This window comes from Leptospirales bacterium (genome assembly GCA_019694655.1).
GTDB lineage: Bacteria > Spirochaetota > Leptospiria > Leptospirales > Leptonemataceae > SSF53.
In genome coordinates, this window is the sequence record JAIBBN010000004.1 from 179,436 (window position 1) to 203,727 (window position 24,292).

18 protein-coding genes are annotated in these 24,292 nt (G+C 59.4%); 14 read left to right on the plus strand and 4 right to left on the minus strand.

From position 1 onward, the window contains the following. Positions 1 to 163: 163 nt before the first annotated feature. Genes K1X75_08590 through meaB form a run of 4 tightly spaced genes read left to right on the plus strand, consistent with a single transcriptional unit; the run spans position 164 to position 6,658 of the window. Positions 164 to 1,378 carry a Crp/Fnr family transcriptional regulator gene (locus tag K1X75_08590; GenBank protein ID MBX7058113.1) on the plus strand — a complete coding sequence of 405 codons (1,215 nt, stop codon included), beginning with the start codon at positions 164 to 166 and terminating at the stop codon, positions 1,376 to 1,378. A gap of 46 nt (positions 1,379 to 1,424) precedes the next feature. Beyond that, positions 1,425 to 3,356: a hypothetical protein gene (locus tag K1X75_08595; protein ID MBX7058114.1), complete on the plus strand. Its 1,932-nt coding sequence runs from the start codon at positions 1,425 to 1,427 to the stop codon at positions 3,354 to 3,356. A gap of 35 nt (positions 3,357 to 3,391) precedes the next feature. Then, positions 3,392 to 5,596: a methylmalonyl-CoA mutase gene (scpA, locus tag K1X75_08600; GenBank protein MBX7058115.1), complete on the plus strand. Its 2,205-nt coding sequence runs from the start codon at positions 3,392 to 3,394 to the stop codon at positions 5,594 to 5,596. 12 nt (positions 5,597 to 5,608) lie between these two features. Next, positions 5,609 to 6,658, plus strand: a complete 1,050-nt coding sequence (gene meaB / locus K1X75_08605; GenBank protein MBX7058116.1) for a methylmalonyl Co-A mutase-associated GTPase MeaB — start codon at positions 5,609 to 5,611, stop codon at positions 6,656 to 6,658. 6 nt (positions 6,659 to 6,664) lie between these two features. Here the strand turns inward: meaB and K1X75_08610 are convergent, their stop codons facing one another. Further along, complete coding sequence (locus K1X75_08610; GenBank protein ID MBX7058117.1) at positions 6,665 to 7,231, minus strand: DUF3365 domain-containing protein; 567 nt, start codon at positions 7,229 to 7,231, stop codon at positions 6,665 to 6,667. 62 nt (positions 7,232 to 7,293) lie between these two features. Then, positions 7,294 to 7,932, minus strand: a complete 639-nt coding sequence (locus K1X75_08615) for a glutathione S-transferase family protein (protein ID MBX7058118.1) — start codon at positions 7,930 to 7,932, stop codon at positions 7,294 to 7,296. Between the two features lie 159 nt (positions 7,933 to 8,091). Between K1X75_08615 and rpiA the strand changes: the two genes are divergently transcribed. The 10 genes from rpiA (at position 8,092) to K1X75_08665 (ending at position 19,801) form a co-directional block, all read left to right on the plus strand. Continuing rightward, a complete protein-coding gene (rpiA, locus tag K1X75_08620) occupies positions 8,092 to 8,802 on the plus strand; it encodes a ribose-5-phosphate isomerase RpiA (protein MBX7058119.1) in 711 nt (236 codons plus the stop codon). A gap of 10 nt (positions 8,803 to 8,812) precedes the next feature. Next, positions 8,813 to 10,006: a hypothetical protein gene (locus K1X75_08625; protein ID MBX7058120.1), complete on the plus strand. Its 1,194-nt coding sequence runs from the start codon at positions 8,813 to 8,815 to the stop codon at positions 10,004 to 10,006. Further along, the gene (locus K1X75_08630; GenBank protein MBX7058121.1) at positions 9,960 to 12,011 is read left to right on the plus strand and encodes an OmpA family protein; all 2,052 of its coding nucleotides are present in this window, start codon (positions 9,960 to 9,962) and stop codon (positions 12,009 to 12,011) included. Before K1X75_08625 ends, K1X75_08630 begins: the two co-directional genes overlap by 47 nt. A gap of 142 nt (positions 12,012 to 12,153) precedes the next feature. Then, entirely contained in the window at positions 12,154 to 13,329 is a 1,176-nt protein-coding gene (locus tag K1X75_08635; protein ID MBX7058122.1) for a DUF1577 domain-containing protein, read from the plus strand. Positions 13,330 to 13,394: 65 nt separating this feature from the next. Further along, the gene (hisS, locus tag K1X75_08640; GenBank protein ID MBX7058123.1) at positions 13,395 to 14,729 is read left to right on the plus strand and encodes a histidine--tRNA ligase; all 1,335 of its coding nucleotides are present in this window, start codon (positions 13,395 to 13,397) and stop codon (positions 14,727 to 14,729) included. A 59-nt stretch (positions 14,730 to 14,788) separates the two neighbouring features. Further along, positions 14,789 to 16,357, plus strand: a complete 1,569-nt coding sequence (locus tag K1X75_08645; GenBank protein ID MBX7058124.1) for a sodium:proton antiporter — start codon at positions 14,789 to 14,791, stop codon at positions 16,355 to 16,357. Between the two features lie 113 nt (positions 16,358 to 16,470). Then, positions 16,471 to 17,262, plus strand: a complete 792-nt coding sequence (gene hisF, locus K1X75_08650) for an imidazole glycerol phosphate synthase subunit HisF (GenBank protein ID MBX7058125.1) — start codon at positions 16,471 to 16,473, stop codon at positions 17,260 to 17,262. After that, positions 17,246 to 17,530, plus strand: coding sequence for a phosphoribosyl-ATP diphosphatase (gene hisE / locus K1X75_08655; protein MBX7058126.1), 285 nt, complete (start codon positions 17,246 to 17,248; stop codon positions 17,528 to 17,530). Before hisF ends, hisE begins: the two co-directional genes overlap by 17 nt. A 110-nt stretch (positions 17,531 to 17,640) precedes the next feature. After that, a complete protein-coding gene (locus K1X75_08660; protein MBX7058127.1) occupies positions 17,641 to 18,624 on the plus strand; it encodes a CoA ester lyase in 984 nt (327 codons plus the stop codon). A gap of 88 nt (positions 18,625 to 18,712) precedes the next feature. Beyond that, positions 18,713 to 19,801 (plus strand): hypothetical protein, encoded by a 1,089-nt coding sequence (locus tag K1X75_08665; protein MBX7058128.1) that lies wholly within the window; start codon positions 18,713 to 18,715, stop codon positions 19,799 to 19,801. 38 nt (positions 19,802 to 19,839) lie between these two features. On the opposite strand, the gene K1X75_08670 is transcribed toward K1X75_08665, so the two are convergent. After that, positions 19,840 to 22,893 (minus strand): efflux RND transporter permease subunit, encoded by a 3,054-nt coding sequence (locus K1X75_08670; GenBank protein MBX7058129.1) that lies wholly within the window; start codon positions 22,891 to 22,893, stop codon positions 19,840 to 19,842. Beyond that, a complete protein-coding gene (locus K1X75_08675) occupies positions 22,890 to 24,287 on the minus strand; it encodes a TolC family protein (GenBank protein ID MBX7058130.1) in 1,398 nt (465 codons plus the stop codon). The genes K1X75_08670 and K1X75_08675 overlap by 4 nt, the downstream gene beginning before the upstream one ends. Positions 24,288 to 24,292: the final 5 nt, after the last annotated feature.

The following is a 24,292-nucleotide window of genomic DNA, read 5'->3' on the forward strand; positions in this document are numbered from 1 at the left end:
TTCCCGTCAGTCGGTAATCCGGACCCCCGTCTGGCGCCGATATAGATACGCAGCAAGCAGCAGGCGCCTCCGGTCCCGCGCTGCTTCAAGGGACGGACGAGCGAGGGATCGCTTGCGTCGTCTGGCCTTTGTAGTTGAGAGAGTGTGACGGTTTTAGAGAACTATGGCCTTCCAGATGGTACAATTCAAGGCGAACTCCTACGCCATCATCGAAGGGAAAAAGGACGCCAACAAATTCTATATCATCATCCAGGGCAAGCTGCGCACGCAGAAGTCCGCTCCCGTTGTCGGCGAGGAGAGTTCGATTATCCTCGGGCCGGGCGACTTTTTTGGCGTAGAAAGCGCCATGTCCAACCACAGCCGCATTGAAACCGTGGTGGCCATGTCCGATTGCAATCTCATTGAAGTCGGTTCGGATCAATTTGGCCTGCTGATTCAAAAAAACGCCCCGGTGGCAATGAAGATCATTCGCAGCTTCTCGCAGAAGTTGCGCTCCTTCGATAATACTATTGCACGCATCTCTTTTCGAAACGTAGTGGAAGAAGATCCTTCGCACCTCTTCGACCTGGGCGAGTACTGGTTCAAAGAGCAGCGCTTCAACCATGCAGCGTACGCATTCCAGCGCTATTTGCAATGGTGTCCCAAGGGCGAACACATCAGTGAAACGAAGATGCGTTTGCAGGGAATGAATAAGCCGCTGAAGGCCCCGCCCGTGGCAGAAGCCAGCATTAATCGTCATGTAAAATCAGAGGATATGATCTTCTGCGAAAACGAACCCGGCTATGAGCTCTACATCATTCAGGGCGGTCGCATCAAGATCACCAAGATGGTGGATGGACAGGAAGTGATGCTGGCCGTCCTGCAGCCTGGCGATATCTTCGGCGAGATGGCGATCCTGGACAACAAGCCGCGCAGTGCGACTGCCAGTTGCGCGGAGGACGCAACGCTGCTGGCAATCAACAAGGCGAACTTCGAAGGCATGGTTAAGGCGCAGCCGCAGCTGGCGACCAAGCTGATCACGTTGTTATCAGAGCGGATCTGGACGGCTTACCGTCAGCTGGCTAACTTAATGATCAATGATCCAGCCGGCCGCCTCTACGATACGCTGTTAACCCTTGCAGAGAAAAACCACGTAAGAATTGCGGCTAAAGCGGCGTACAATTTCGACATTGGCGGCAAAGACCTGCTGAAGATGGTGGGTCTCGATCCAATCAAAGATGAGCGACTGTTGATGGAGCTGCTCAAGTCGCGCTGGCTAAAGCTTGATGCAGGCAAGCTGATCTGCATGGACCTGGGCGAGTTGGAAAAACAGGTTGCCTTCTACAAAAAGAAAGCCGCTATGGAGCGCAAGCGGGAGCAAACCGCGGCCGTCAAGTAGCGCACCGAGCGCCTGCTTTTTCCGTCGCTCGCTCCCCGGAGCCCACATGAGCGACACTGCCCGCAGCGCAGATTTGTTTTCCGAATTTACTGCTCTTAGCCGCGAACAATGGGAAGATCGCATTCGTAAGGATCTCAAGGGCGCCGACTTCGACAGGAAGATGATCTGGCAGAGCGAAGAGGGCTTCGCTGTGCGTCCCTTTTATACTCGCGCCGATCTTTTGGCAATGCCAGAGAGCTATCCAGGTATGCCTCCCTATTTGCGAGGTTACCGCGCTGGCGGCAACGCCTGGGAGCTTCGTCAGGATATCGTTGCCGAGAATGCCGGCCGCGCCAATGCTCTTGCGCTGGCGGCGCTGCAGCACGGCGCCGAAGCGGTAAGCTTCGTTGGCCGCACTCGATTCCTGAACGGAAGGCTTTCTGGCAGCGGCGCCCTGGCGGCCTCTGCGGCCGAACTTGGAGCGCTGCTGGACGGCATCTGGATCGATCGATGCGGCATTGAAATTGTCGCCGGCGAATTCTCGGCGCCGGCCTTTGATTGGTTGCTGGCCGAATTTGAGAAACGCAAGCTCTCCCCGCGCAATCCCGGACTGCGCCTGGCCTGCGATCCCGCTTCGGACCTGCTGACCAGCGGCGTTAGCGCACTGCCGTGGCCCCAGGCGCTGAAACAATGCGCCGACCTGATGCGTCGCTCTCATGAGTTGGGCCTTGGCTGGCGGACGCTGCGGTTGTCCAGCGACGCAGCCGGCGGCGCCGGCGCCAATCTCAGCCAGCAAACCGCCATTGTGCTTGCGGCGGGACACGAACTGTTGCTGGCGGCCTTGGACGGCGGACTCTCGGCGGAGCAATTTGCTGGCGCAGCCTACTTCCATCTTGGCGTGAGCTCCCAGTATTTCCCGGAAATTGCGCGCTTGCGCGCCTTGCGCGCACTCTGGAGCCGCATCGTTGGCGAGTACGCTGGCGAAAATGCCGCCGCCGGTCGACTATTTGTAAGCGCTGCATCAACTTTATCCAACAAGACAATCTATGATCGTCACAACAATCTGCTGCGCAGCAATGTGGAAGCGATGGCAGCGCTGATTGGCGGTTGCGATAGCTTCAGCGCCATGCCATTTGATCTGGCACTGGGCAAGAGCGATGAATTCTCGCAGCGGCTGGCGATCAACACCCAACTTCTGTTGCGCCATGAGACGCACCTTGATAAGACCATCGATCCGGCCGCCGGCAGCTACTATCTTGAGTCCCTGTCGGAAATGATCGCTGCTAACGCCTGGCTTCTTTTTCAGCAGATCGAAGCGCAGGGCGGTTTCTTCGCCGCCGCACAATCGGGTTGGATAGCTGCAGAGTGCGCCAAATCAGCGGCGCAAACCGAAAAGGCCATTGCCACGCGACGGCGCTCGCTGATTGGCGTGAACCAGTATCCCAATCGAGAGGAGCAGGTTCTAGAACTCTTGCATCCGACCGCCGAACGTCTGCTGGACTCAGAAAATCGTTCCCTGGTCTGCGCGCCCTTGAAGGAATACCGACCGGGCGCAAGTTTCGAGGAGCTGCGTATGCAAACGGAACGCGCGGCCGCCTCCGGTCGCAGGGCGCCAGCCGTCTTCCCGCTGCTTTTTGGCGATCGAGCGCTGCGAACGGCGCGGGCCAGCTTCTGCGCCAACTTCTTTGGCTGCGCCGGATTTACAGTACTCGATCAACCAGCGGCAGAATCGGCGGAGGCGGCCGCGGAAGCGGCTCGTCAGAGCGGCGCCGAAATCATTGTCCTCTGCGCCGGCGACGAGGATTATGCGGCGGAGGGCGTAGCCATCCTCCAGCTCTTGCTGCAAAAAGTCCCGGCCGCCTTGCGGGTAATTGCCGGAAATCCAGAGTCGGCAATAGAAGCGCTGAAGGCGGCAGGCGCTCAGCGCTTCGTTCACCTGCGAACGCCGCTGCTTTCTGAATTGAGCGAGTACCAGAGGATCCTGGGCATCAGCGCCTGATTCTGCCAATACCGGAGACCCCACGGAGCATTGCAATGGTGCGCAAAGATTTCAGCAAGATTCCATACCTTCCCGTGCATCAAAAGGCAAGCGAAGACGTCGCTGCCTGGAAGGCGGCGCTGTTACGTGAAGCGGGCGCCAGCAGCGAGCAGGAATTGCTCTGGCGTACGGCGGAGCAAATTGACGTAAAGCCGGCTTATACGGCCGAGGAATTGGCGGGCCTCAGCCATCTTGAATTTGGCGCAGGAGCGCCGCCCTTTCTACGCGGCCCCTATGCGCCAATGTATGTCACGCGCCCCTGGACCGTACGCCAGTACGCCGGATTTTCTACGGCGGAAGAGTCGAATGCTTTTTATCGCCGCAACCTGGCTGCCGGACAGACCGGTCTATCCGTTGCATTCGATCTGGCCACGCATCGCGGCTATGATTCGGACCACGAGCGAGTTGTAGGCGATGTGGGCAAGGCCGGCGTAGCGATCGATAGCATTGTCGACATGCAAACGCTTTTCGATCGCATCCCGTTGGATGCGGTCTCCGTTTCGATGACCATGAATGGCGCAGTCATTCCGGTGATGGCCTTCTTTATTGTCGCCGGTCTGGAGCAGGGCGTGCCGCTGGCGAAGCTCTCCGGCACCATCCAGAATGATATTCTCAAAGAGTTTATGGTGCGCAATACCTACATCTATCCGCCAGAGCCATCGATGCGCATCATTGCCGATATCTTTGCCTATACCGCGAAGAATATGCCAAAATTCAATTCGATCAGTATTTCCGGCTACCACATGCAGGAAGCCGGCGCCACCAATGATCTGGAGCTGGCCTATACTCTGGCCGATGGCCTGGAATATCTGCGCACCGGTATTCAGCGGGCTGGCTTGAAAATTGACGACTTTGCCCCGCGGCTTTCCTTCTTTTGGGCGATTGGCATGAACCACTTCATGGAGATTGCCAAGATGCGCGCCGGACGTATGCTCTGGTCGCGCATTGTGAATCAGTTCGCACCGGCCAACGCCAAATCGATGGCTCTCCGCACGCATTGCCAGACTTCCGGCTGGAGTCTGACCGAACAGGACCCCTTTAACAATGTGCAGCGTACCTGCGTCGAGGCTCTGGCTGCGGCCCTGGGACATACCCAATCGCTGCATACCAATGCCCTCGATGAAGCGATTGCACTGCCGACGGACTTCTCAGCGCGCATTGCCCGCAACACGCAGACCTTGCTCCAGGAGGAAACCGACATCTGTCGCGTCATTGACCCCTGGGGAGGTTCATACTACGTAGAATCTTTGACGGCGCAGCTGGCCGAAAGGGCCTGGCGACTGATTGATGAGGTTGAACAGCTGGGCGGGATGGCGAAGGCTATTGAGCAGGGCTTGCCAAAAATGCGCATTGAAGAAGCAGCGGCGCGCAAGCAGGCGCGCATCGACTCCGGCCGCGAAGTGATTGTCGGGGTGAATCGCTACCGTCCCAGAGAAGAAGCTCCGCTGAAAATCCTGGAGGTCGACAATACGGCTGTGCGTCGTTCGCAGATTGAACGACTCCAGAAACTGAAGGCGGAGCGCGACGCCAGCGCCGTGGAGTCGGCGCTGAATGCCATCACCCGGGCGGCCGAAGGCGGCCAGGGGAACCTGCTGGAACTGGCCGTCGAAGCGGCCCGCAAACGAGCTACTCTGGGCGAGATTTCCTACGCCATGGAAAAGGTTTACGGGCGCTACCAGGCTGTGATCCGCTCCATATCAGGCGTGTATTCCTCGGAGATTGCAGGCGATGCGGACTTTCAGAAGTCGCAGAAGCTGGCCAACGATTTTGCGGCGTTGGAGGGGCGGCGTCCGCGCATTATGATCGCCAAGATGGGTCAGGACGGTCACGATCGCGGCGCCAAGGTTATCGCTACCAGTTTTGCCGACATGGGTTTTGATGTTGATATCGGTCCGCTGTTTCAGACGCCCGAAGAGGCCGCCCGGCAGGCAATTGAAAACGATGTACATGTAGTCGGCGCCTCCTCGCTGGCCGCGGGTCACAAGACTCTGGTTCCACAATTGATCGCCGAACTAAAGCGACTTGGGCGGCCCGATATTCTGGTCACCTGCGGCGGCGTGATCCCGCAGCAGGACTACGAGTTTCTTTTTCAGGCTGGCGTGGCCGGCGTCTTTGGTCCGGGCACTGTTATTACCAGAGCAGCCATCCAGATCCTGGAGCTTTTGATCCGGCAGGCCCAGAAGGCAGGCAGCGCCAGTTGAGGCTCGCCCGCCATGGCCACCTTTGATCCTGCTTTTTCGCCGGCATCGCGGCCCAGGCGCACTTGCACTGAGTTTGTCGAGGGAATTCTGGCTGGCGACCGAACCATTCTGGGCCAGAGCATTACGCTTCTGGAAAGTGCGCGCAGCGATCATCAGGAACTGGGCCAGCAGATAATTGAGGCAATTCTGCCGCACAGCGGAAAGAGCTTTCGCCTGGGCGTCACTGGAGTCCCCGGCGTTGGTAAGAGCACCTTCATCGAGGCTTTTGGAAAACTGCTGCTGCAACAGGCGCCGCTGAGCGGCGGCCGCGGCCGTCTTGCTGTGCTGGCGATTGATCCATCCAGTGCGCGCAGCGGCGGCAGCATCCTTGGCGACAAGACGCGGATGGTGGAGCTCTCGCGCGATGAGCGTGTCTTCATCCGTCCCTCGCCGGCGGCGGACAGCCTGGGCGGCGTGGCGCGGCGGACGCGCGAGTGCATCATGCTTTGCGAGGCGGCGGGCTATGACACGATCCTGGTAGAGACGGTAGGCGTGGGGCAAAGCGAAACAGCCGTGCATTCTATGACCGACTTCTTTCTGCTTCTAATGCTGTCCGGCGCCGGCGATGAGTTACAGGGTATCAAGCGCGGTATCATGGAGATGGCCGACGCCATTGCCATCACCAAAGCTGACGGCGACAATGTTCTGCGGGCCCGTGCGGCAGCGGCGGAGTATCGCGCCGCAGTGCATTTGTTTCCAAGGCATCCATCGGAACAGCGTATCGAAACGCTAACCTGCTCCGCGCAGAGCGGCGAAGGGCTGAACGAACTGGCGGCTCTGTTGCGACGGTATCGCGAATCGGCCATCGCCAGCGGCTATTTCCTGCGACGCCGCAGCGAGCAGACGCGCTACTGGTTTCAAGAAAGCGTGATGACGGAACTCAAATCAGCGCTGCTTCAAAAACCGCTGGCGGCTGGCGCCGTCGCGGAGATGGAGGAAGCGGCCCTTGCCGGTCGACTGAGTCCCTTTCGCGCCGCGCAGCAGGCCGTCGCAAGGGCGCTCAGCCTGGCGCCGCATGCATGATTGCGTTCAGTCGGCGATGGCGCTGAATGCGCCGCGCAATTGCCCCATCGAATAACCGGTAGCCTGGTCATCGGGATAGCTGGCCTGAATGACTCTTCTTGTCGCAAGGTCGATATCAGCCGGGCCGCCGTGGCAGCGCAGACAGAGGGCATTGCCAATCACAATCGGACTCATGATGCGCAAGCCTTCCGGCCGGCGCTGGTAGTGCAGGCGAGGCGCGCGGCCGGCAGCCAGATCGGCGCGCCAGCTATCCAGAATGGCGCGCTCATAGTCATCGGCCAGATGGGCGGGATTGCGCGGTCGATCGCTGATACGGCGCATAGCTATTCCACTCTCGTGCGATAGCCGTTGCTCGAGCTGTGGGGAGATGGAGGCGCAGACTCGAATCGCCGATTGCGGACCTCCCTGAGCGATGGCCTGCGCCAGTTGTTGTTGCAAATTGGTTTGCAATCTGGCAAAGAGTTCGGCGCTGCGCGCCGCTTGCGCCGCGTCGTCTGATGCACAGGAACTTGATGTGGCAGCAGCGCTCAAACAAGTCGCAAGGACGATGGGGAGCAGGGTTTTGCGGCTCATCCGCCCAGAAGGCTAAGGGCAAGCGACATTGTCCAGAAAATCGCTGAAATCATCTTCGTCGCTCAATCCAATCGAGAGCTCTCCTTTTCCGCCGCCGCAATCCATTCCTGCAGGGCCGGCAGCTGCAGAATAGCCCGCGCATAGTTTGCCGGCTCATGATCCAGTTCGATTTCATAGGTCTGCAATCGACAGATTACCGGTGCGTACATTGCATCAGCAATGGAAAAAGCGCCAAACAGGAATGGGCCGCCCTTGCCAAAGCGCGCGCGGCAATCGCCCCAGAGTTCCAGGATACGGGCGATGTCAGCGGATACTTCCGGCGTAGGCGCCCGACGCAGGCGGGCGCGAATGTTCATAGGGAAGTGGGTGCGCAATGCTTGAAAGCCGGCATGCATCTCATTGGCAACGCTGCGCGCTACAGCGCGCGCCGAACGATCGCCCGGCCACATCGCTTTTTCTGGAAACAATTCCGCCAGGTACTCGCAAATTGCCAGGCTTTCCCAAATGCCCAGATCGCCATGCTTCAGCGCTGGTACGCGAGCGGTCGGCGAGTGGCGGAGCAACTGCTCTCTGGTTTGCGGCTGACGCAGCGGAATCAAGATTTCATCAAAGGGGATCTGAAAATAGCGCAACAGCAGCCAGGGTCGCAGCGACCAGGAGGAATAGTTCTTATCGCCAATGACCAGTGTCAGAGCTTCCATAGACCAGAGCTGCTGTGCTGGTCGCGGCCGGCAAGCCCCTTGGCGCAGCCTGGCCAAAGACAGGGCGCCTCTGCAGGCAGCCGACAAGCGGATTGACGGCCCGCATTGCCGGTCGGCATCGTCCGGTGGCAGGAAGCAGTCGCCTGCGGAGTCGAATGGATGAAAGATGCCAGCGCCAATGCAGAGGGAAAGCGTGCAGCGGGTCTCGCCGCCGCCGCCCTGGTCGAAAATGGACAGTGGGTCGGTCTCGGCACCGGTTCCACGGCGGCCTTTGCCATTTCTGAATTGGGCCGGCGTGTGCAGGAGGAAGGGCTGCAGATCCAGTGCGTGGCCACGTCGCTACAATCGCGCAACCTTGCGCTGGAATCAGGCCTGCGGGTGATGCCGCTGGATCGCGTGGCGCGCATCGATTTGAGCATCGACGGCGCTGACGAAATTGATCCGCAATTGAATTTGATCAAAGGCGGCGGCGCAGCGCATACGATAGAAAAACTTGTCCATAGCATGGCGGATCGCTTTATAGTAGTCGCTGATCCCAGCAAGCTGTCGCCGCGGCTTGGCGATCGCTTTGCAGTGCCAGTGGAAGCGCTGCCTTCCGCCTGCGCTTTTGTGATACGTCGCCTGGAGCAATTGGGCGCAGCGGAAATCAAGCTACGCCATGGCAGCGGCAAAGACGGACCGGTGATCACCGACAACGGCAATCTGGTGCTGGACGCGCGCTTTCAGATCGAGGACCCCTTGCAACTGGAACGATCGATCAAATCCATTCCAGGAGTGGTAGAAAGCGGCATCTTCGCCGCCCGCAAGCCGCGCTCCGGCGACTGTTTGATTGGCGAAGAAGGCGGAGTGCGCCAACTACAATCCGTCTGACGCGGCAACTATGTACTCCATCGATAGTATCAAGCGCATCTATATCGATAGCAGCCTGCAGGGCGGAATGCTTCTGGAACAAATGCTGCCGCGTTTGCCGGAAGGAATTGCCGTGGAGTACACCGACGAACCGCGAGCCATTCTGGATCGCTTCCTACATCAAGGTCGCCGCATTGAAAAAGAGGAGCTACTGCTCTATCGCTTTCCGGGTCGCTTTATTTCCAGCTGCCCTGGTTCGGACGGCATGGTATGTTGCGCCTATCATGTGATCAACTTTGGCATTGGCTGTCTGTACGATTGTCATTACTGCTATCTTCAAAGCTTCATGAACAACCCTTTGATGACGCTGTTTGGAAACATCGAGGATCTGTTTGCGGAGATTGATGAACGCACGCGCGGTAAGAACTTTCATTTTCGCATCGGCACCGGCGAGTACACCGACTCGCTGGCCCTTGAACCGCTCACCGGCCTCTCCTCGCTGTTGGTACGCTACTTTGCCGACCACCCCAACGCCAGCCTGGAATTAAAAACTAAATCGGCTAACGTTGAGGGTCTGCTGGAGCTGGAGCACCGCGGTAATACCGTCGTCAGCTGGTCGTTGAATCCCCAGGATTGGATCGATCAGATCGAGCCCGGTACGGCCAGCCTGGAACAGCGTCTGGCCGCCGCCGAAAAGGTGCAGAGCGCCGGCTATCGGCTGGCCTTTCACCTGGATCCGCTGGTCTATTTCCCGGACTGGGAGCGCCAGTACCATCGCCTGCTGGAGCAACTTTTTGATCGGATTCGGCCCGACCGCATCGCCTGGATTTCAACCGGCAGTTTCCGTTACACCAGGGAGTTGAAAGAGGTCATTCAGGCCCGATTTCCTGAGGATCGACTGACGCGCGAAGGGGAAATGGTTCAAGCGGCCGATGGCAAGAGCCGTTACTTTAAGACGATACGGCAAGAGATGTTTTCCTCCATAAAGAGGAAGATTGAGGCCGCTGACCCGCGCCTGTTTCTGTACCTCTGTATGGAGACGCGTCGCATGTGGCAGGATGTATTTGGTAGTGTTCCAGGCTCCGGCAAGAACCTTGATGCGCTCTTTGAAGGGCGGCGTCAGTACATGGAGACGCAGGCTGGCCGCGCGCCGGCTGGCGCAATGGACCATAGCAGCGATGCTGCTGCTGGCTCAGTGGCTGCCGGCTCAGCCAGCGGCGCATAACCAGGATCTGGCCGGCGCCCAGACGACCGCCGCTGAAGTCAATCCGGCGGCAGATTCGCCGTCCACGCGTTCGCCGCAAGATTCAGTCCTGGTGCAAAATCTGGAGCTGCCCAACTGGCAGGGCGACGATTACGCTCCACAGATCAGTCCCGACGGGCGCTTTCTGGTCTTTCAATCGGATCGCCCCGGCCGATTCGAGAATCACAATCTCTGGTACTCCGAAAACAAGAACGCTGCCGATCGTCTGGGCCCCGCGGACTGGACCATCCCTGCGCCCCTGGCCCTGCCGCTGGAGGAACGTCCCTCGCCGACGATGCGCATAACAAGGCCCATTGGATCGCTGGAAGATCCGGCCGGCGCGTTTTCGCCCAACACCAACGGATTCGACGGTATGGCTTCGCTGGTCTATCGCAACGGCCAGCCGGTGGAGATCTATTTTACGGCAAGCGCCGACGGCCAGAACGGGCGAGTCGGCCAGGCCGGAATGAATCTCTATTTTTCGCGCTATCGCGATCAACGATGGAGTGAAGTGCGCGAGATCCAGGAAGTCAGCAGCGATTTCGATGATCGCATGCCCTTTGTTTCGCAGGATGGGAAGCGGCTTTACTTCAGCTCCAATCGACCCGGCGGGCAGGGCGGCTACGATCTGTGGTACAGCGAGCGAGATCTCAGCAGCGGCCTGTGGTCGCGTCCGGTGAATGCCGGACCGGCGGTCAATACGCGCTTCCATGAAATTTCCCCGCAACTGGATCCGCAAGGTCGCCAGCTTTTCTTTTCTTCCGATCGGCCTGGCGGGCTTGGCAGTTATGACCTTTACGTCAGTCGCTGGTCGGAGGATTCATGGGGCGCTCCACAGAATCTGGGCGAACCCTTCAACAGTAGCCGCGATGAGGAGTATTTCAGCATTCCGGCGGACGGTCTCTGGGCCTATTTTGCCAGCGATCGTCGCTTTGATCGAGCGCGCGGTGAATTTGATCTGTATCGCGTGACCTTGCCGGAGTACTTGCGGACTCCGACGGCAGTCCTCTTCAGCGCGCAAATCCTGGATGGCGTCACGCGCCGCGCGCTTGGCGTAGCGGCAACTGTGCGAATCATCGGCGGCGCTCAAGAAATGGTGGAACGCAGTCGGATCATGCGACGCGACCCGGGCGATGAAGAAGTGAACAACTTCAGTCAGCGACTGGCCAGCGGCCGCATCTATCGTCTGGTTTTTTCGGCGCCCGGTTACGCTCCACAGGAACTCAGTCTGGACTACCGCGGCAACCTGCCAGCCGAGGCTCTGGACCGTCGCGTAATTCTGCTGCGACCGCTTGAAACGCAAAATCCGGACGGCGGCGCAGAAACTCAACCGCCCGGCGCCGCCGAGGAGCAGCTGATCGAGGGGCGCGTGGTCGACGCCAGCAACAACCTCCCGCTGCCCGGGGCCAGGGTCTTGCTGGCAATGGCCGGCAAGCCGCCCGCCGAAGTGCGCATTGGTCGCGAGGGCGAATTCAGACTGCGCATTGCGGCAGGGCAGCAGTTCCGCCTGGATGCAAGCGCTATCGACTTCAGGCCGCGCAGCGAGTCCTACCGTGCCACTCCCGATTTACGTCGCATCATTCTTGCGCTGCAACCGCTTGGCGGCGGCGGGCCGCCCTGTCCAGGCGAGGCGCCCGAGTGTCTCGATAATCTGCGCGTTTATTTTGACATCAACAGTAGCGCCCTTCGACCAGCCGAGCAGCGGGCGCTTGATGCGGTGGTGCGCATTATGAAGGCCCATCCGGAAGTGCGCATTGAGATTCGCGGCCATACCGACCATACCAACACCCAGGAATACAACCAGCGCCTTTCGGAGAGCCGGGCGCGGAGCGTGCTGGAGTATTTGCTTCGTGCTGGACTGGCCCCGGAGCGGTTAGCGCAGACCGGCCGCAGTTTTCTGGAGCCGGCCGTCACGCCGGAGTCAGGAGTTCGCGAAAGATCGCAAAATCGCAGGGTAGAATTTCGTCGAATACTTGAGAATCCTTGAGGCTCCTCGCCGCCGGTCGGCCGGGCATCTACCGTAAAGGCTTGAAATTTTACGGGGGAAGCTCAGGCTAACTGGATTAGCGGGATCCGCGGTCCGGCCTGGCGGCTGACGCTGCGGGGGGAGTCTCGATCGAGGCTATTGAATGGTCACAGCAGGCGCTAGCAAACTGGACGTGCTCCTGGAGAAGGATCGGGAGTGGGACTTTGTCAAGGAGAAGGATCGCATATTGTTTGTACTGCGCGAGCGCCTGCAAGCGGCGCGCTTCTATCTGAAGCATACCGATCCGCCGGCCGAGTTTTATCGCGGCGAGGCCTCGGGCGAAGGCTTCATCTTTCATTGTTCGCCGGAGCTTGAGCTGGATGGGCGTATTACGCTCTATACAACCCAGAAGCGTCAGATTGAGATCGACTTTGAAGTCGGCGCCAAGCCAGAACCAGGCGCCGTGGAGTTGACGCCAGTCGAGGCGCGGATCGGCAAGATCGAACGCTCTTATCCGCGCGCCTTGATTTCCAACGGCGCCATTCACGCCGCTAATTTCCAGATTTCCAAGAGTGAAATCACGGTCGATCCAACCCGGCCGCAGGTAGCCAACAAGGTAGTCTATGCTGAGTTTGAACGTCAGCTGGGCCAGCACATCCCGGGCATCAAGATCTATGAGTTTGCGCAGAAGGATCGCCCCGACGAAACTCTCTTGTTGAACAAGAAGACCGAGGGCATCTTCATAGCCGAGACAGGCGACACGGAAAGCTGGCGGGGACGGGCGCCGGGTTGCCTGGATTACTTTGCGTTGCTGGAAGATGAGGAAAAGGGCCTGGCCGATCGCAAACGGCGTCAGTATACAGACCGCTCCATCCAATCATTGTTAGCCCTTCCCATTCTTTACGAAATGCCCGACGGACGTCAGCAACCGATCGCCTTTTTCTACTGTGAGACGCGCCGCGGCCTGGCAGCGCTTACGCCGGCGGCCGTCAGTCGCCTGCAAGATGCTAACAAGGATATCATCGATCGCATTGAAGACGCAAATCTGATTACGGTAAAGGACAAGCAGACGGTGGTAAACATCAGCGAGGGCGGCGTGGCCCTGGAACTGACCAATGCTGAATTGCTGAAGTATTTGCCCCACCGCCGTACGGTTACCTTCGATCTTGTGTTTCGCATGCAGGCCCCGCTGCGTTTTCGCGGCGCCGTGTGCCATATCCACCGCAGTACGCCGCAATCAATGGTGGTCGGCGTCAACCTCGAGGGATCCGGCCACAGCGACTTTCGCAAGGGGGTCCGCGAAAGACTGAAGAGCCTGGTCAGCATGCTCAAGGGCTAATCTGCCGGGCGCTGCCTGCGAATTGATTTGCCGGCAAATCGCGCGCAGACAGATTGTCCGCGTTCATGGCGCTTTCCACCAAACCCTACATTGGCTCGCGTGACTTTTACCCCGAGCAGATGGAGTTCCGCAACTGGATGTTCGGCGTACAGCGCCAGGTCTGTCGCAGCTACGGCTTCGAGGAGTATGCGGCGCCGTTGCTTGAACCGCTGGATCTCTACCGCGCCAAATCTTCGGAAGAAATCGTAAGCGAACAGCTCTACCGATTTGTGGATCGCGGCGAGCGCGAGGTGGCCATTCGGCCGGAGCTCACCCCCAGTCTGGCGCGTATGGTCGCCGCCAGGCTGCAGGAATTGCCGCGTCCGCTGCGCTGGTTCAACATTGGGAATTTCATGCGCTACGAGCGGCCTGGTCGGGGAAGGCTTCGCGAATTCTTCCAGTTGAATGTCGATTTGCTGGGTTCGACATCGCCGCTGGCCGATCTCGAGTTGATTACGCTGGCAGTGGATTTGCTGCGGGCCTATGGGGCCCAGCCACAAAGCTACCAATTGCGCTATAGCGACCGACGCCTGCTGGATAGCTGGCTCAGCACTGTTGATGTCGATATGCGGCGCGCCATAGGTCGACTGATCGACAAGCGCGACAAGATTGGCGGGCCAGCCTTTGAGGAGCAGCTGCAGGCGCTATGCAACGATCCCGGACTCTGCGAATCGGTGCAGCAACTGCTGGCGCTCAAGAGCGAGGAGCTGCCGGCGCTGGCCGCCGCCGGGCGCGTCGACGCTAAGGCCGCCGAGCTGCTGGCCTGGCTGCCAGGCGAGCTGCAGCGCCGCGGCTACGGCGACGAATGCCGCTTTGATCCGGCAATCGTGCGCGGTTTTGACTACTACACCGGCTTCATCTTTGAACTCTACGACTTGCATCCCGACAACAATCGGGCGCTCTTTGGCGGCGGTCGCTACGACCGTCTGGTCGGCATGTTTGGCAAGGAGGAGCTGCCGGCGGTTGGGTTTGGCATGGGCGACGTTACCCTGGAGAATTTTCTGCGCAGCCGCCAGCTGGTTCCGGACTTCGCGCTGCGACGTCAGGGCGCTTATCTTGTGATGATGGGTTCGGAGCTGGCCGGCGAGCTTGGCCGCCTGGCCTTTGAATTGCGCAGCGCCGGTCTGGAGGCCGAGATTGCTCTGGAAAGCACAAAGAAGCTGGGCCGACAGCTGGAGACTGCCGATCGAAAGAAGCGTCGCTTTGCCTTGATCCTTGGCGAGGAAGAGCTGCAGAAGGATGTCGTTCGAGTGAAGGACTTCGACCGCGGCGATCAGGCCGACTGCCCGCGTTCCGGCCTGGTCGAATTCTTGCGGGAGCGACAGGCGCCGGGTGCGGCCAGAGTCGAACCGAAGTCCTGACCGGCGGACGACACAAATTGATTTGACCCGGCCAGGGCGGGGACTCGGCTCAGGCGCAAATGTGGCGTCGCAATGTCGTCTTCTTCCTGGCAATCCTTTGCTTGCCAGGCGCCTTACTGGCCGAAGGAGGCGAGCATCCGCATACGCCGATTTCAGTTTTCTGGGTGGCGCCCTTTGCCTTGATGCTTCTGGCAATTGCCGTTGTTCCGATGATCCACGCCCATTTCTGGGAGAAGAACCTGTGGTGGATCTCGCTGGGCATTTTTGCTGCGCCAATGGCTGCGGCCCTGGCCACGGTGCTGCGCGATCCGCTGGGCGAATTGGCCATTGAGAAAGCCGAAGAATACATATCTTTTATTCTGCTGCTTGGCAGTCTATTTGTGATTTCTGGCGGCATCCTTGTAACAGGCAAGATTCGTGGAACGCCTTCGGTCAACACGCTCTTCCTGCTCTTTGGCACAGTGCTGGCCAGTTTTGTAGGCACGACCGGCGCATCGATGCTCTTGATTCGACCGCTGTTGCGCGCCCTGCAGGAGCGGCGCAGAAAGGCGCATGTCATAGTATTCTTTATCTTTCTGGTAAGCAATGTCGGCGGGCTGCTGACCCCGCTGGGCGATCCGCCGCTGTTCCTGGGCTATCTGTCTGGCGTTCCGTTTGAATGGACTTTACGACTGTTCCCGCAATGGGCGCTGGCCTCTGGCATTCTACTTACGCTTTTTTTCTTTCTCGATTTCTACATCTACCGGCGCGACGGCCATGCACATTTTGATACGGGACCATTGCTGGAAAGCGAGCTGGAAGTGCTGCGCAGCGAAGTCGATGATAGCATCGAGCGTCTGGACATTCCTAAATTGCGCGAAGGACCAGGCGTCAGCCTGAAGATGTTGTTACGAGTTCGCGAGACGCTGCTGCGCACGCGCGAGGCCCTTGAGCACCTTGCTGCCGAACGGCGCGGCGGAGGATTGCGCATTCGCGGCGGCCTGCAATTCTTGCTGCTGGTCGGCGTGGTTGCCGGAATCTACGGGCAGGGTCTGCTAAAAAAGGCCTTCCCCGACTGGTGGCCGTCCTTTGGACCGCAGGAGTTGTGGATGCTGTTGCTGGCTGGCGTTTCGTTGTTGGTCGCTCCAGTGAAGGGCGATCTGCGTACGCGCAACGGTTTCAGCTTTGGTCCAATCAAGGAAGTGGCGCTGTTGTTTGCCGGAATCTTTGCCACAATGATTCCCTCGCTCTATATTCTGGAGAGCCATGGCGCGAGCCTGGGTTTAAAAAGCGAATGGCAATTCTTCTGGGTCACGGGAGCGCTTTCTTCTTTTCTGGACAACGCACCGACTTATCTGACCTTTCTGGCGGTGGCCAAGGGTCTGGCGGCAAGCGCCGGGCTGCCAAACGACCTTGGATTCGTGCTCAATGACGGCGGCCATTTGACGGCAGGCCTGCTGGCGGCCATCTCCACTGGCGCCGTATTCATGGGCGCCAATTCCTATATTGGCAATGGACCCAACTTCATGGTACGTGCCATTGCCGAGCAGGAGGATGTCAAGATGCCAAGTTTCTTTGGCTATATGGCCTACTCCGGCGCCATACTGATTCCGATCTTCATCCTGTTGACCTTTGTGTTCTTTATATGATGCGCCGTTCTCCCGGCGCAGCTCTTGCGTCGCAGTCTGCTGCCGCTGCGGCAAGCGCGCCCGATACCTAAAAAAGCGCTGGCCCCGTCGCGCATTTCATCGAATCTGCCAGCGTGCTGGCGGTGCGTATCATTCCCTGTCTGGATGTAAAGGACGGCCGGGTGGTCAAAGGCGTGAACTTCGTCGATCTGCGCGATGCTGGCGATCCTGTTGAGAATGCGCGCTTTTACGCGGAGAGCGGCGCCGATGAGCTTTGTTTTCTGGACATCACTGCCAGCTCCGATCGGCGCGAAATCGTTCGCGATCTGGTGGAGCGCGTGGCGGAAGAAATCTTCATCCCGTTTACGGTGGGCGGCGGCATCCGCACAGTGGACGATTGTTACAGTATCCTGCATGCCGGCGCAGACAAGGTCTCGATCAATACGGCGGCTTTCCAGGACCCCCGCTTGCTGGAGCAGGCTGCCGGAAAATTCGGTTCGCAATGCATCGTTTGCGCCATTGATGTCCGGCGTCGGCAGGGTGCGGATGAGACCATGCAGTTCGAAGTATATTTGCATGGCGGTCGCACCGCTACTGGCGTCGATGCCATCGTCTGGGCGCGCGAGGCGGAGCGCCGCGGGGCCGGCGAGATTCTTTTGACCAGCATGGACCGCGATGGCGCTCGCAATGGCTACGATCTGGAACTACTGCGCGCCGTGCGCGGGGCGGTGTCCACGCCAGTCATTGCGTCGGGCGGCGCCGGCGAACCGCAGCACCTGGTCGAAGCGATCGTCGAGGGCCGCGCCGACGCCGCGCTGGCCGCTTCCATTTTTCATTTTCGAGAGTACACTATTGATCAGGTAAAAGACCAGCTGGCGGCGCGCGATTTGCCAGTGCGGCGGAGAGAGAATGCAGTTTTTCATTGAGCTCGAAAACTTGCTCCGTCGTCGTAAGGCGGAGCTGCCCGAAGGCTCCTATACAGCGCGGCTGTTTCGCGAGGGATTGGATCGCATTCTCAAAAAGGTGGGCGAAGAAGCGGGCGAGGTTATTATCGCGGCAAAAAACAATGACCGTGAGGAATTGATCCACGAAACTGCAGACCTCGTTTTTCACCTGCAGGTAATGCTGGTGGAACGCGGCCTTTCAATCCAGGAGATCGAGGCGGCGTTGCGAAAACGCCATGCAGGCGCTTGAAAGCATCGGGGTCCGCAGATTCAGCTTGATCCTGCGGCAGCGCCGCCAAGCATGACCGCCACAAACTGCAAACGCGCTTTGGAGCGCGTATTTCCACTGGAGCAAGGCATATGACTCACCCCCGCGAGGCTCTTTTTCCGGGCGAGAAGGAATTTCCCGTAATTCCAAGCTGCGAGCACTTCGCCGGCAATGAAAAGATGATCCAAAAGGCGCTGGCGCTGCAGGATGAAAAGGGCCCGGTCTTTGATATCACGCAGGATTGCGAGGACGGAGCGCCTACCGGTCAGGAAAAAGAACACGCCGAGATGATTGTGCGCATCACTAACTCGGATGCCAACAAGTTCAAGATGGCCGGCGCACGCATCCATGATCCCAGCAGCAAGCACTGGAAGCAGGACGTCGAAATCCTGGTTAAGGGCGCTGGCGAACGACTGGCCTACCTCACCATCCCCAAGCCGACGGCCGCCGTTCAGGTGAAGGAGATGATCGAATATATCCAGGCCACGGCCCAGAAGGCAGGCCTGAAGCGCAGCATACCAATTCACGTGCTTGTGGAAACCCATGGCGCCCTGCGCGAAGTGGACCAGATTGCTTCGTTGCCCTGGATGCAGGTGCTGGATTTTGGTCTCATGGATTTTATCTCCGGTCACTTTGGCGCCATTCCGCTTATGAATATGAAAAGCCCGGGACAGTTCGAACATGAACTGTTGCGTCGAGCAAAAGCGGAAATGGTCTCCACCGCGCTGGCCCACGGGGTAATACCGGCGCACAACGTTACACTGGATCTGAAAAACTACGAGCAAACCAAAGCGGATGCGAGCCGCGCTCGCTACCAATTTGGCTTCCTGCGTATGTGGTCGATTTATCCGACGCAGATTGACGCCATAGTTGAGGCAATGAAGCCGGATCACAGCGAGGTAGAAAAGGGCGTGCAGGTCTTACTGAAGGCTCAGGACGCCAATTGGGGGCCCATTCAGCATGACGGCGAGCTACACGATCGCGCCACCTACCGCGGCTTCTGGACCCTGGTGCAACGCGCCAAGCTTTCCGGCCAGCCCGTAGGCGCGGCGGCGGATCAGCGCTGGTTCAGTTAATCCCGCCGTAGACGGGCAATAGTCCCACACTTCGAAAAGGGGCGTTTGCTGACTTGACGTCGCAGGCGCCCCTTCCTTGTTTGCGGGTATGGGCGAGAATATTTTGCAATGGCCGGTCTTCAGCTGGGCCTTTGCCGCCCCGGGCCTCATTTTCATTTTCATTCTACTGGTGATCGTATTTATCAGCAGGCTGCGCTACTTGAAAGAGGGCCAGCGTAAAGCGCTGTGGCTGAGCCTGGCCAAATTTGCAGTAAAACGCAAGCTGACGCCAGGCGAACTTTCGTTGCTCAAGCATTTCTATGATCATTTGACGGAAGAAGAACAGGACGAAGCGATGCATAGCAAGCGCAAGCTGCATGCGCGCCTCCATGACTACCTTGCCCATCACAGCCAGATTCCCGCGCGAGAACGCGTGCAGATGATGGACAAGCTTTTTCCCGAAATTGACTTTCACATGGAAGTGAAGTCGATCAACGATGTGCAGCTTGGCGAACTGTGCAGCGCCGAGTTTGAAGAGCACCGCATGCTTGGCGCAATCGTAAAGAAATCGGATGGCGCCTTATTTGTTTCGCTTCCAGATTGGCGTCCCCATCATGACTACGCTGGCGTAGCGGCGCGCCTCTATTTTTTCCGGCTGAACATTGGCGGATTCTTGATGGATGGGTCTCTGCAACGCGCCTCGCCCGGCGGCGTCGTTTTTGAACCCAGCGGCGCTGTAGAGTTCCTGGGCGAAAGGCATCTGATGATGCAGATCTCAATTCCGGCGCTCTTTACAGCGTGGTCCGTGGAGGCCCATGGGCCGGTGCAGGTTGCAGCGCCGCCGCAGGAATCGGGCAGCGCGGCCAGTGCAGCGGGCGCGGATGCGACGGCTGCCCCGCCCGCTGCCAGTTTGCCTTTGCAATTTCAAGGCGTCACCGATCGCGTTTCCGATCGGGCGCTGGTCTTTGTCATCAATCGTCCCTCTTCGGCAATTGAGCAGTTGCTCCATCGCTATGAGGTGTGGGAAGGCGATCTGGAACTGCCTGGCGGCTTCCGATTGCGCTGCCTGGGAAAGATTACGCGCGCCCCCGGTCCGGACCGCTTTCTGTTTCGCTATCTGAATTTAAGCGAGGCGGCCAGGAACGTTCTCTGGCAGACCATCCAGACGCACAATCCGGAGCGTGAAAAGCTGCTCTGAAAGGAACGTCGAATCGGACCCGGGCATGGCACAGGCAATCAGGCAGCTCGACTCGACTCAAGACGCGCCAGCAGACTGTAGGCGGCCGGGGTAACAAAGAGCGTCAGCAGGGTTGAAAGCGCCATGCCTCCAATGACGGCGATGGCCATGGGAATGCGACTTTCGGCGCCCGGCCCCAGAGCCAGGGCCGGCGGAATTGCCGCTGCAATCGATGTTAAAGAAGTCATAAGGATCGGGCGCAGGCGTACGCGGCCGGCCTCCAGCAGCGCGTCCGTGACGCTGGCGCCGCGCCTGCGCGCTTCATTGGCAAATTCCACCAGCAAGATTGAATTCTTTTTGGCAATGCCCATCAACAGCACCAGTCCAATCAGGCTGTAGAGATTGATCGACTGTCCGCTCAAAAAGAGCGCCAGCATGGCGCCGCTGACGCTGAAGGGCAGGGCCAGCAGTACGGCAATGGGGTGCAGAAAACTGTTGAATTGGGCTGCCAGAATCATATAGGCGGCAAGCACGCCCAGCCAGAGTGCAAAGTACAGACTGTCGAAGCTCTCGGCAAATCCGCGGCTGCCGCCGCCGGCATGGTAGGAGTAACCGCGCGGCAGTTCGCTGTGCGCTATTTGAGCGGCCAGAGCGATGGCTTCTGATTGCGAGGCCTGCGGCGGCAGATTGGAGCGTATGCTGATCGCCCGCTGGCGATCCACTCGCGTCAGCGTCGATAAGGCCGGGCCGCTGCTGAAGCGCGCCACGCTGGCCAGCGGAGTGAGTTCGCCAAAGTTATTGCGCACCAGAACATGATTCAGGTCGGAGGGTCGTTGCCATTCGTCAGGCCGCAGGCGCAGACGAATATCATAGCGTCGACCATCGTTGGTAAAGCGCCCGGCGCGAACTCCGCCCATGGCGGCGGCGACCGTGTTGACAATGGCGCTGATGCTTACGCCGCGAATGGCGGCCTGGTTGCGGTCTGGAATCACTCTGGTTTCAGGCATTCCCTGGCGGTAGTCGCTATCCAGATCCAGATACTGTCCGCTGGCTTCCATTCGCTGGATGATGCGTTTTGAGGCCGACTCCAGCTCGCTCCATTGTGGTCCGCGAATTGAGAATTCCACCGGAAAGCCGCGCCGAGCCGTAAGTCCGCGCGTCGAAAAATCGAAAAGCGAAGCGCGCATGCCGGAAATCTGCAGGGCTTCCTTGCGCACCTGCTCCATAATTTGCTGCTGTCGTCGCTGCCGCTGTTCTGCAGGCTTGAGCGTCACAAACATGATGCCGCTCGATGATTCGCCTCCGCCCACGCCGCCGACGATTGACAGGTAGCGAGCGACTTCGGGGATCCGACTGAGTCGTTGCTCCAGCTCTTTGAATTTCTCCGACGTGTACTCCAGCGATGATCCAGTTGGCAGCAGCAATCGTACGCCAAACTGGCTTTGGTCCTGCGCCGGAACAAATTCCTTTCTCAGGAAGAAGGCGGCCAGCATCGAAAGGCAGAATACGGCAAGCGCCAGACCAAGCGTCCAGAGCCGGCGACGCAGTGCGCGTTGCAACCATCGCTCATAGAATATGCCGGCGGCGGCCGTCCAGCCTTGCACGACTCGCACGATGGCCGGCGGCCGTTCGTTGCGACTGAGCAATCGCGAGGCGCGCATTGGCGTCAGCGTTACAGCGTCCAGCAGGCTGAGCGCGACCGCCGCCGTTATTGTTACTCCGAACTGGAAAAAAAACTTACCGATGACGCCCTCCATGAAGGCTACTGGCAGGAAGATGGCAGCCACGGCTGTCGAAGCGGCCACTGCAGCGAAGTATATTTCGCGCGCCCCCTCGCGAGCAGCGCGCAGGCGATCTTTGCCCATATCAAAGTGACGGACAATGTTTTCCAGTACCATGATGTTATCGTCGACGACGATGCCGATGGCCAGCGAAAGCCCCAACAGGGTAAAGAGGTTGAGCGAAAAATCAAGAAAGTAGAGGACCAGGAATGAGCCCACGACGGAAGTCGGAATGGAAAGGACAACATTCAATGTAGACTGAAAACTGCCGAGAAAGAGCCAGCATACTGCAGCGGTGAGTATCCCCGAAAGGATCAGCGTGAATTCCGTTTCCTGGATCGCTTCGCGTACAAATCGCGTGCTGTCAAAGACCGTCTCCAGTTTCATGCCGGGCGGCAGTTCGGCCTGCAGCAGCGCAACCTCGGCCTTGACGCGCTCGCCAACCGCCACCGTGTTGGCGCCGATTTGCTTGCGAACGCCGATCGAAAGCGCGTTGCGCCCGTTGACGCGCGTGATGCGCCGATAATCGCTGAGTCCATCTTCTATTTGAGCTACATCGCGCACCCGAATATCGGCGAAATAGATTGGCGCGCCGGCGCGGCGCGTGATGCGCAGCGATCCGGCCTGTTCCGGGCTAAGCGCTTCGCCCAGAACACGCAGGTTGCGTTCCTCGCGTCGATCGTCCAGATAGCCGGCGGCGCCCTCGGCGTGCTCTAGCTGAAAGGCCTGCTGTAAGTCCAGGATCGTCAACTGTCGCGCGTTCAGCGCGCTGCTGGAGGCCCAGATGCGCAAATTGCGTTCCGGCTGTCCGCCAGCAAAGACCTCGCCTACGCCAGGCAGCAATTGCAGTCGATCAACGATATTCTGATCGGCATATACGAACAACGCATGGGTATCCGCCTCTCCCGAAAGCCCGAGCCACAGGATCGGATCGTCCTCGGGATTGGACTTGCGCACCGTTGGCGGAAGCACGCCGACTGGCAGCTCCAGTCTACTGATAGCGGTTTGCACCTCCTGCAGCGCGACGTCAACGTTGCGGTTGATATCAAACTCCAGATTGACTGTGGCCGATCCCTGGCGGACCGAGCTGGTCATCTCTTTCAGGCCTTCGACAGCAATCAAGCGTCGTTCCAACCGATCGACGATCTCCGATTCCATGACCTCCGGCGCAGCTCCCTCCCAGCTAACGCTGACCGAAAGCAGCGGAAAATCGACATCAGGCATGTAACTGACGCCCAAGCGGCCCAGCGCCACCGCCCCAAAAACAATCAGCGCAAACATGATCATCCAGGCCAGCACCGGGCGAGCGATGGAGAGGTCGGAGAGCCTCATGGCGGCGACCGTCCGGCGGCGATTTGCAATCGAATCGATGCCAGCCTGGTTTGCATCTCGGTTTGAACAATGCTGCGCTCCAGAACAAAGACGCGCGTCAGGGCGCTCAGCGCCTCCAGGTTGGTAACGATTCCCAGGCGGTAGTCGCGAACCTGCACGTTGTAGTTGGCGCGCGCCAGCGCTGCCGCTTCGCGCAACAACAACAGTCTGGCCGCGGCGGAACTGAAATCGCTGTAAGAAGCGCGGACCTCGTAGTCGCTCAGTCGGCGCAGTCGATCAAGATCGAGTTCGCTGCCGCGCAGCCGGGCGGCGGCCTCATCGACGCGCGCCGCCGTGGCGCCCCCGGAGAAGAGCGGCAGATCAATGCGCAGCGTGACGCGCCAGTCGCGACTGCTGTCGGGGCGCTGGCGCAAATAGTATTCTCCCTGCAGGCTGGCCTGCGGCCAGTGTTCGCCGCTGGCGACCTCGCTGCGCTGGCGCGCGGCGCGCAAGGCGGCCGCCGCCTGCAAAAGATCGCTGCGTTCTCCTGTATGTTCCAGGTAGGCGGCAATGTTTTCCGGCGCCGGCGGATCGCTGGCCGGCGCCAGTCGCGTATCGGCTGGAGTGCGACCGATCAAAAATCCAAGCAATTCCGTCGTGGCGCGCGCCAGGCCGCGCTGCAGTTCCGCCTCCACGCGGTTCTGGGCCAGATCGCTTTCAGCTTGCAGTAGATCGCCCTGCCGCGAGCGTCCAAGTCGCACCCGAGCGCGCAACTCCGCTATGCGCTCTTTCAGCGCAGTCTGTTCGCTATCCAGCGATGCCAGAATCTGCGCATACATCAGCGCCTGGTAGTAAACTTCGGCCAGATCCTGGTAGAGCAGCTCGCGAGATCGCTGTCGCTCAAATTCCAGGGCCTGCCGTTCCTGTTGCAAGGCGCGCGATTCATGCAGGGTGCGAAAGCCGCTGAACAGGGGCCAGCTGAGCGCCACTCCGCCGACGTAGGGATTGGTTCCCTGTGCATCGCTTTCCCGCGCCGGCAGGAGCGCCAGCAGCTGCGACTGCTGGGCCGGCGCCAGCAGTCGAATGGCATCTTCGGCCTGCTGCCGCCGACGGTCCTGTTCGATGCGGTCCTGCCAGGTTGGGGCGGCAAAGAGACTGAATTGAGGAAAATAGGCGGCCAGACTCTGGCGGTACCTTGCCTCTGCAGCTTTCAGGTTCTCGGCGCGAATCTGATCTTGCTCGCTGAGTTCCAGCGCCAGGCGGTAACAGTCCTGAAGAGTAAGCCGCCGGCTGCCGCCGATGCCGTCCGCAGCCGCGGCCCGGGTTGCATCGCCCTCGGCCTGCAGCGAAGCGACGGCGATGGTTGCCGCCGTCAGAAATCGAAGGTTCAAGAGCCAGCGCGACAACTGCTCCAACTTAG

Excerpts from the sequence above, each read along its gene's own strand:
- K1X75_08625 (MBX7058120.1), top strand. The coding sequence starts at position 8,813 with ATGTACTCCATCGATAGTATCAAGCGCATCTATATCGATAGCAGCCTG.
- K1X75_08660 (MBX7058127.1), top strand. The coding sequence starts at position 17,641 with ATGACTCACCCCCGCGAGGCTCTTTTTCCGGGCGAGAAGGAATTTCCC.
- K1X75_08595 (MBX7058114.1), top strand. The coding sequence starts at position 1,425 with ATGAGCGACACTGCCCGCAGCGCAGATTTGTTTTCCGAATTTACTGCT.
- K1X75_08645 (MBX7058124.1), top strand. The coding sequence starts at position 14,789 with ATGTGGCGTCGCAATGTCGTCTTCTTCCTGGCAATCCTTTGCTTGCCA.
- K1X75_08615 (MBX7058118.1), bottom strand. The coding sequence starts at position 7,932 with ATGGAAGCTCTGACACTGGTCATTGGCGATAAGAACTATTCCTCCTGG.
- K1X75_08590 (MBX7058113.1), top strand. The coding sequence starts at position 164 with ATGGCCTTCCAGATGGTACAATTCAAGGCGAACTCCTACGCCATCATC.
- K1X75_08665 (MBX7058128.1), top strand. The coding sequence starts at position 18,713 with ATGGGCGAGAATATTTTGCAATGGCCGGTCTTCAGCTGGGCCTTTGCC.
- K1X75_08670 (MBX7058129.1), bottom strand. The coding sequence starts at position 22,893 with ATGAGGCTCTCCGACCTCTCCATCGCTCGCCCGGTGCTGGCCTGGATG.
- scpA (MBX7058115.1), top strand. The coding sequence starts at position 3,392 with ATGGTGCGCAAAGATTTCAGCAAGATTCCATACCTTCCCGTGCATCAA.
- hisS (MBX7058123.1), top strand. The coding sequence starts at position 13,395 with ATGGCGCTTTCCACCAAACCCTACATTGGCTCGCGTGACTTTTACCCC.
- K1X75_08630 (MBX7058121.1), top strand. The coding sequence starts at position 9,960 with ATGCTGCTGCTGGCTCAGTGGCTGCCGGCTCAGCCAGCGGCGCATAAC.
- meaB (MBX7058116.1), top strand. The coding sequence starts at position 5,609 with ATGGCCACCTTTGATCCTGCTTTTTCGCCGGCATCGCGGCCCAGGCGC.
- K1X75_08610 (MBX7058117.1), bottom strand. The coding sequence starts at position 7,231 with ATGAGCCGCAAAACCCTGCTCCCCATCGTCCTTGCGACTTGTTTGAGC.
- rpiA (MBX7058119.1), top strand. The coding sequence starts at position 8,092 with ATGAAAGATGCCAGCGCCAATGCAGAGGGAAAGCGTGCAGCGGGTCTC.
- K1X75_08635 (MBX7058122.1), top strand. The coding sequence starts at position 12,154 with ATGGTCACAGCAGGCGCTAGCAAACTGGACGTGCTCCTGGAGAAGGAT.
- hisE (MBX7058126.1), top strand. The coding sequence starts at position 17,246 with ATGCAGTTTTTCATTGAGCTCGAAAACTTGCTCCGTCGTCGTAAGGCG.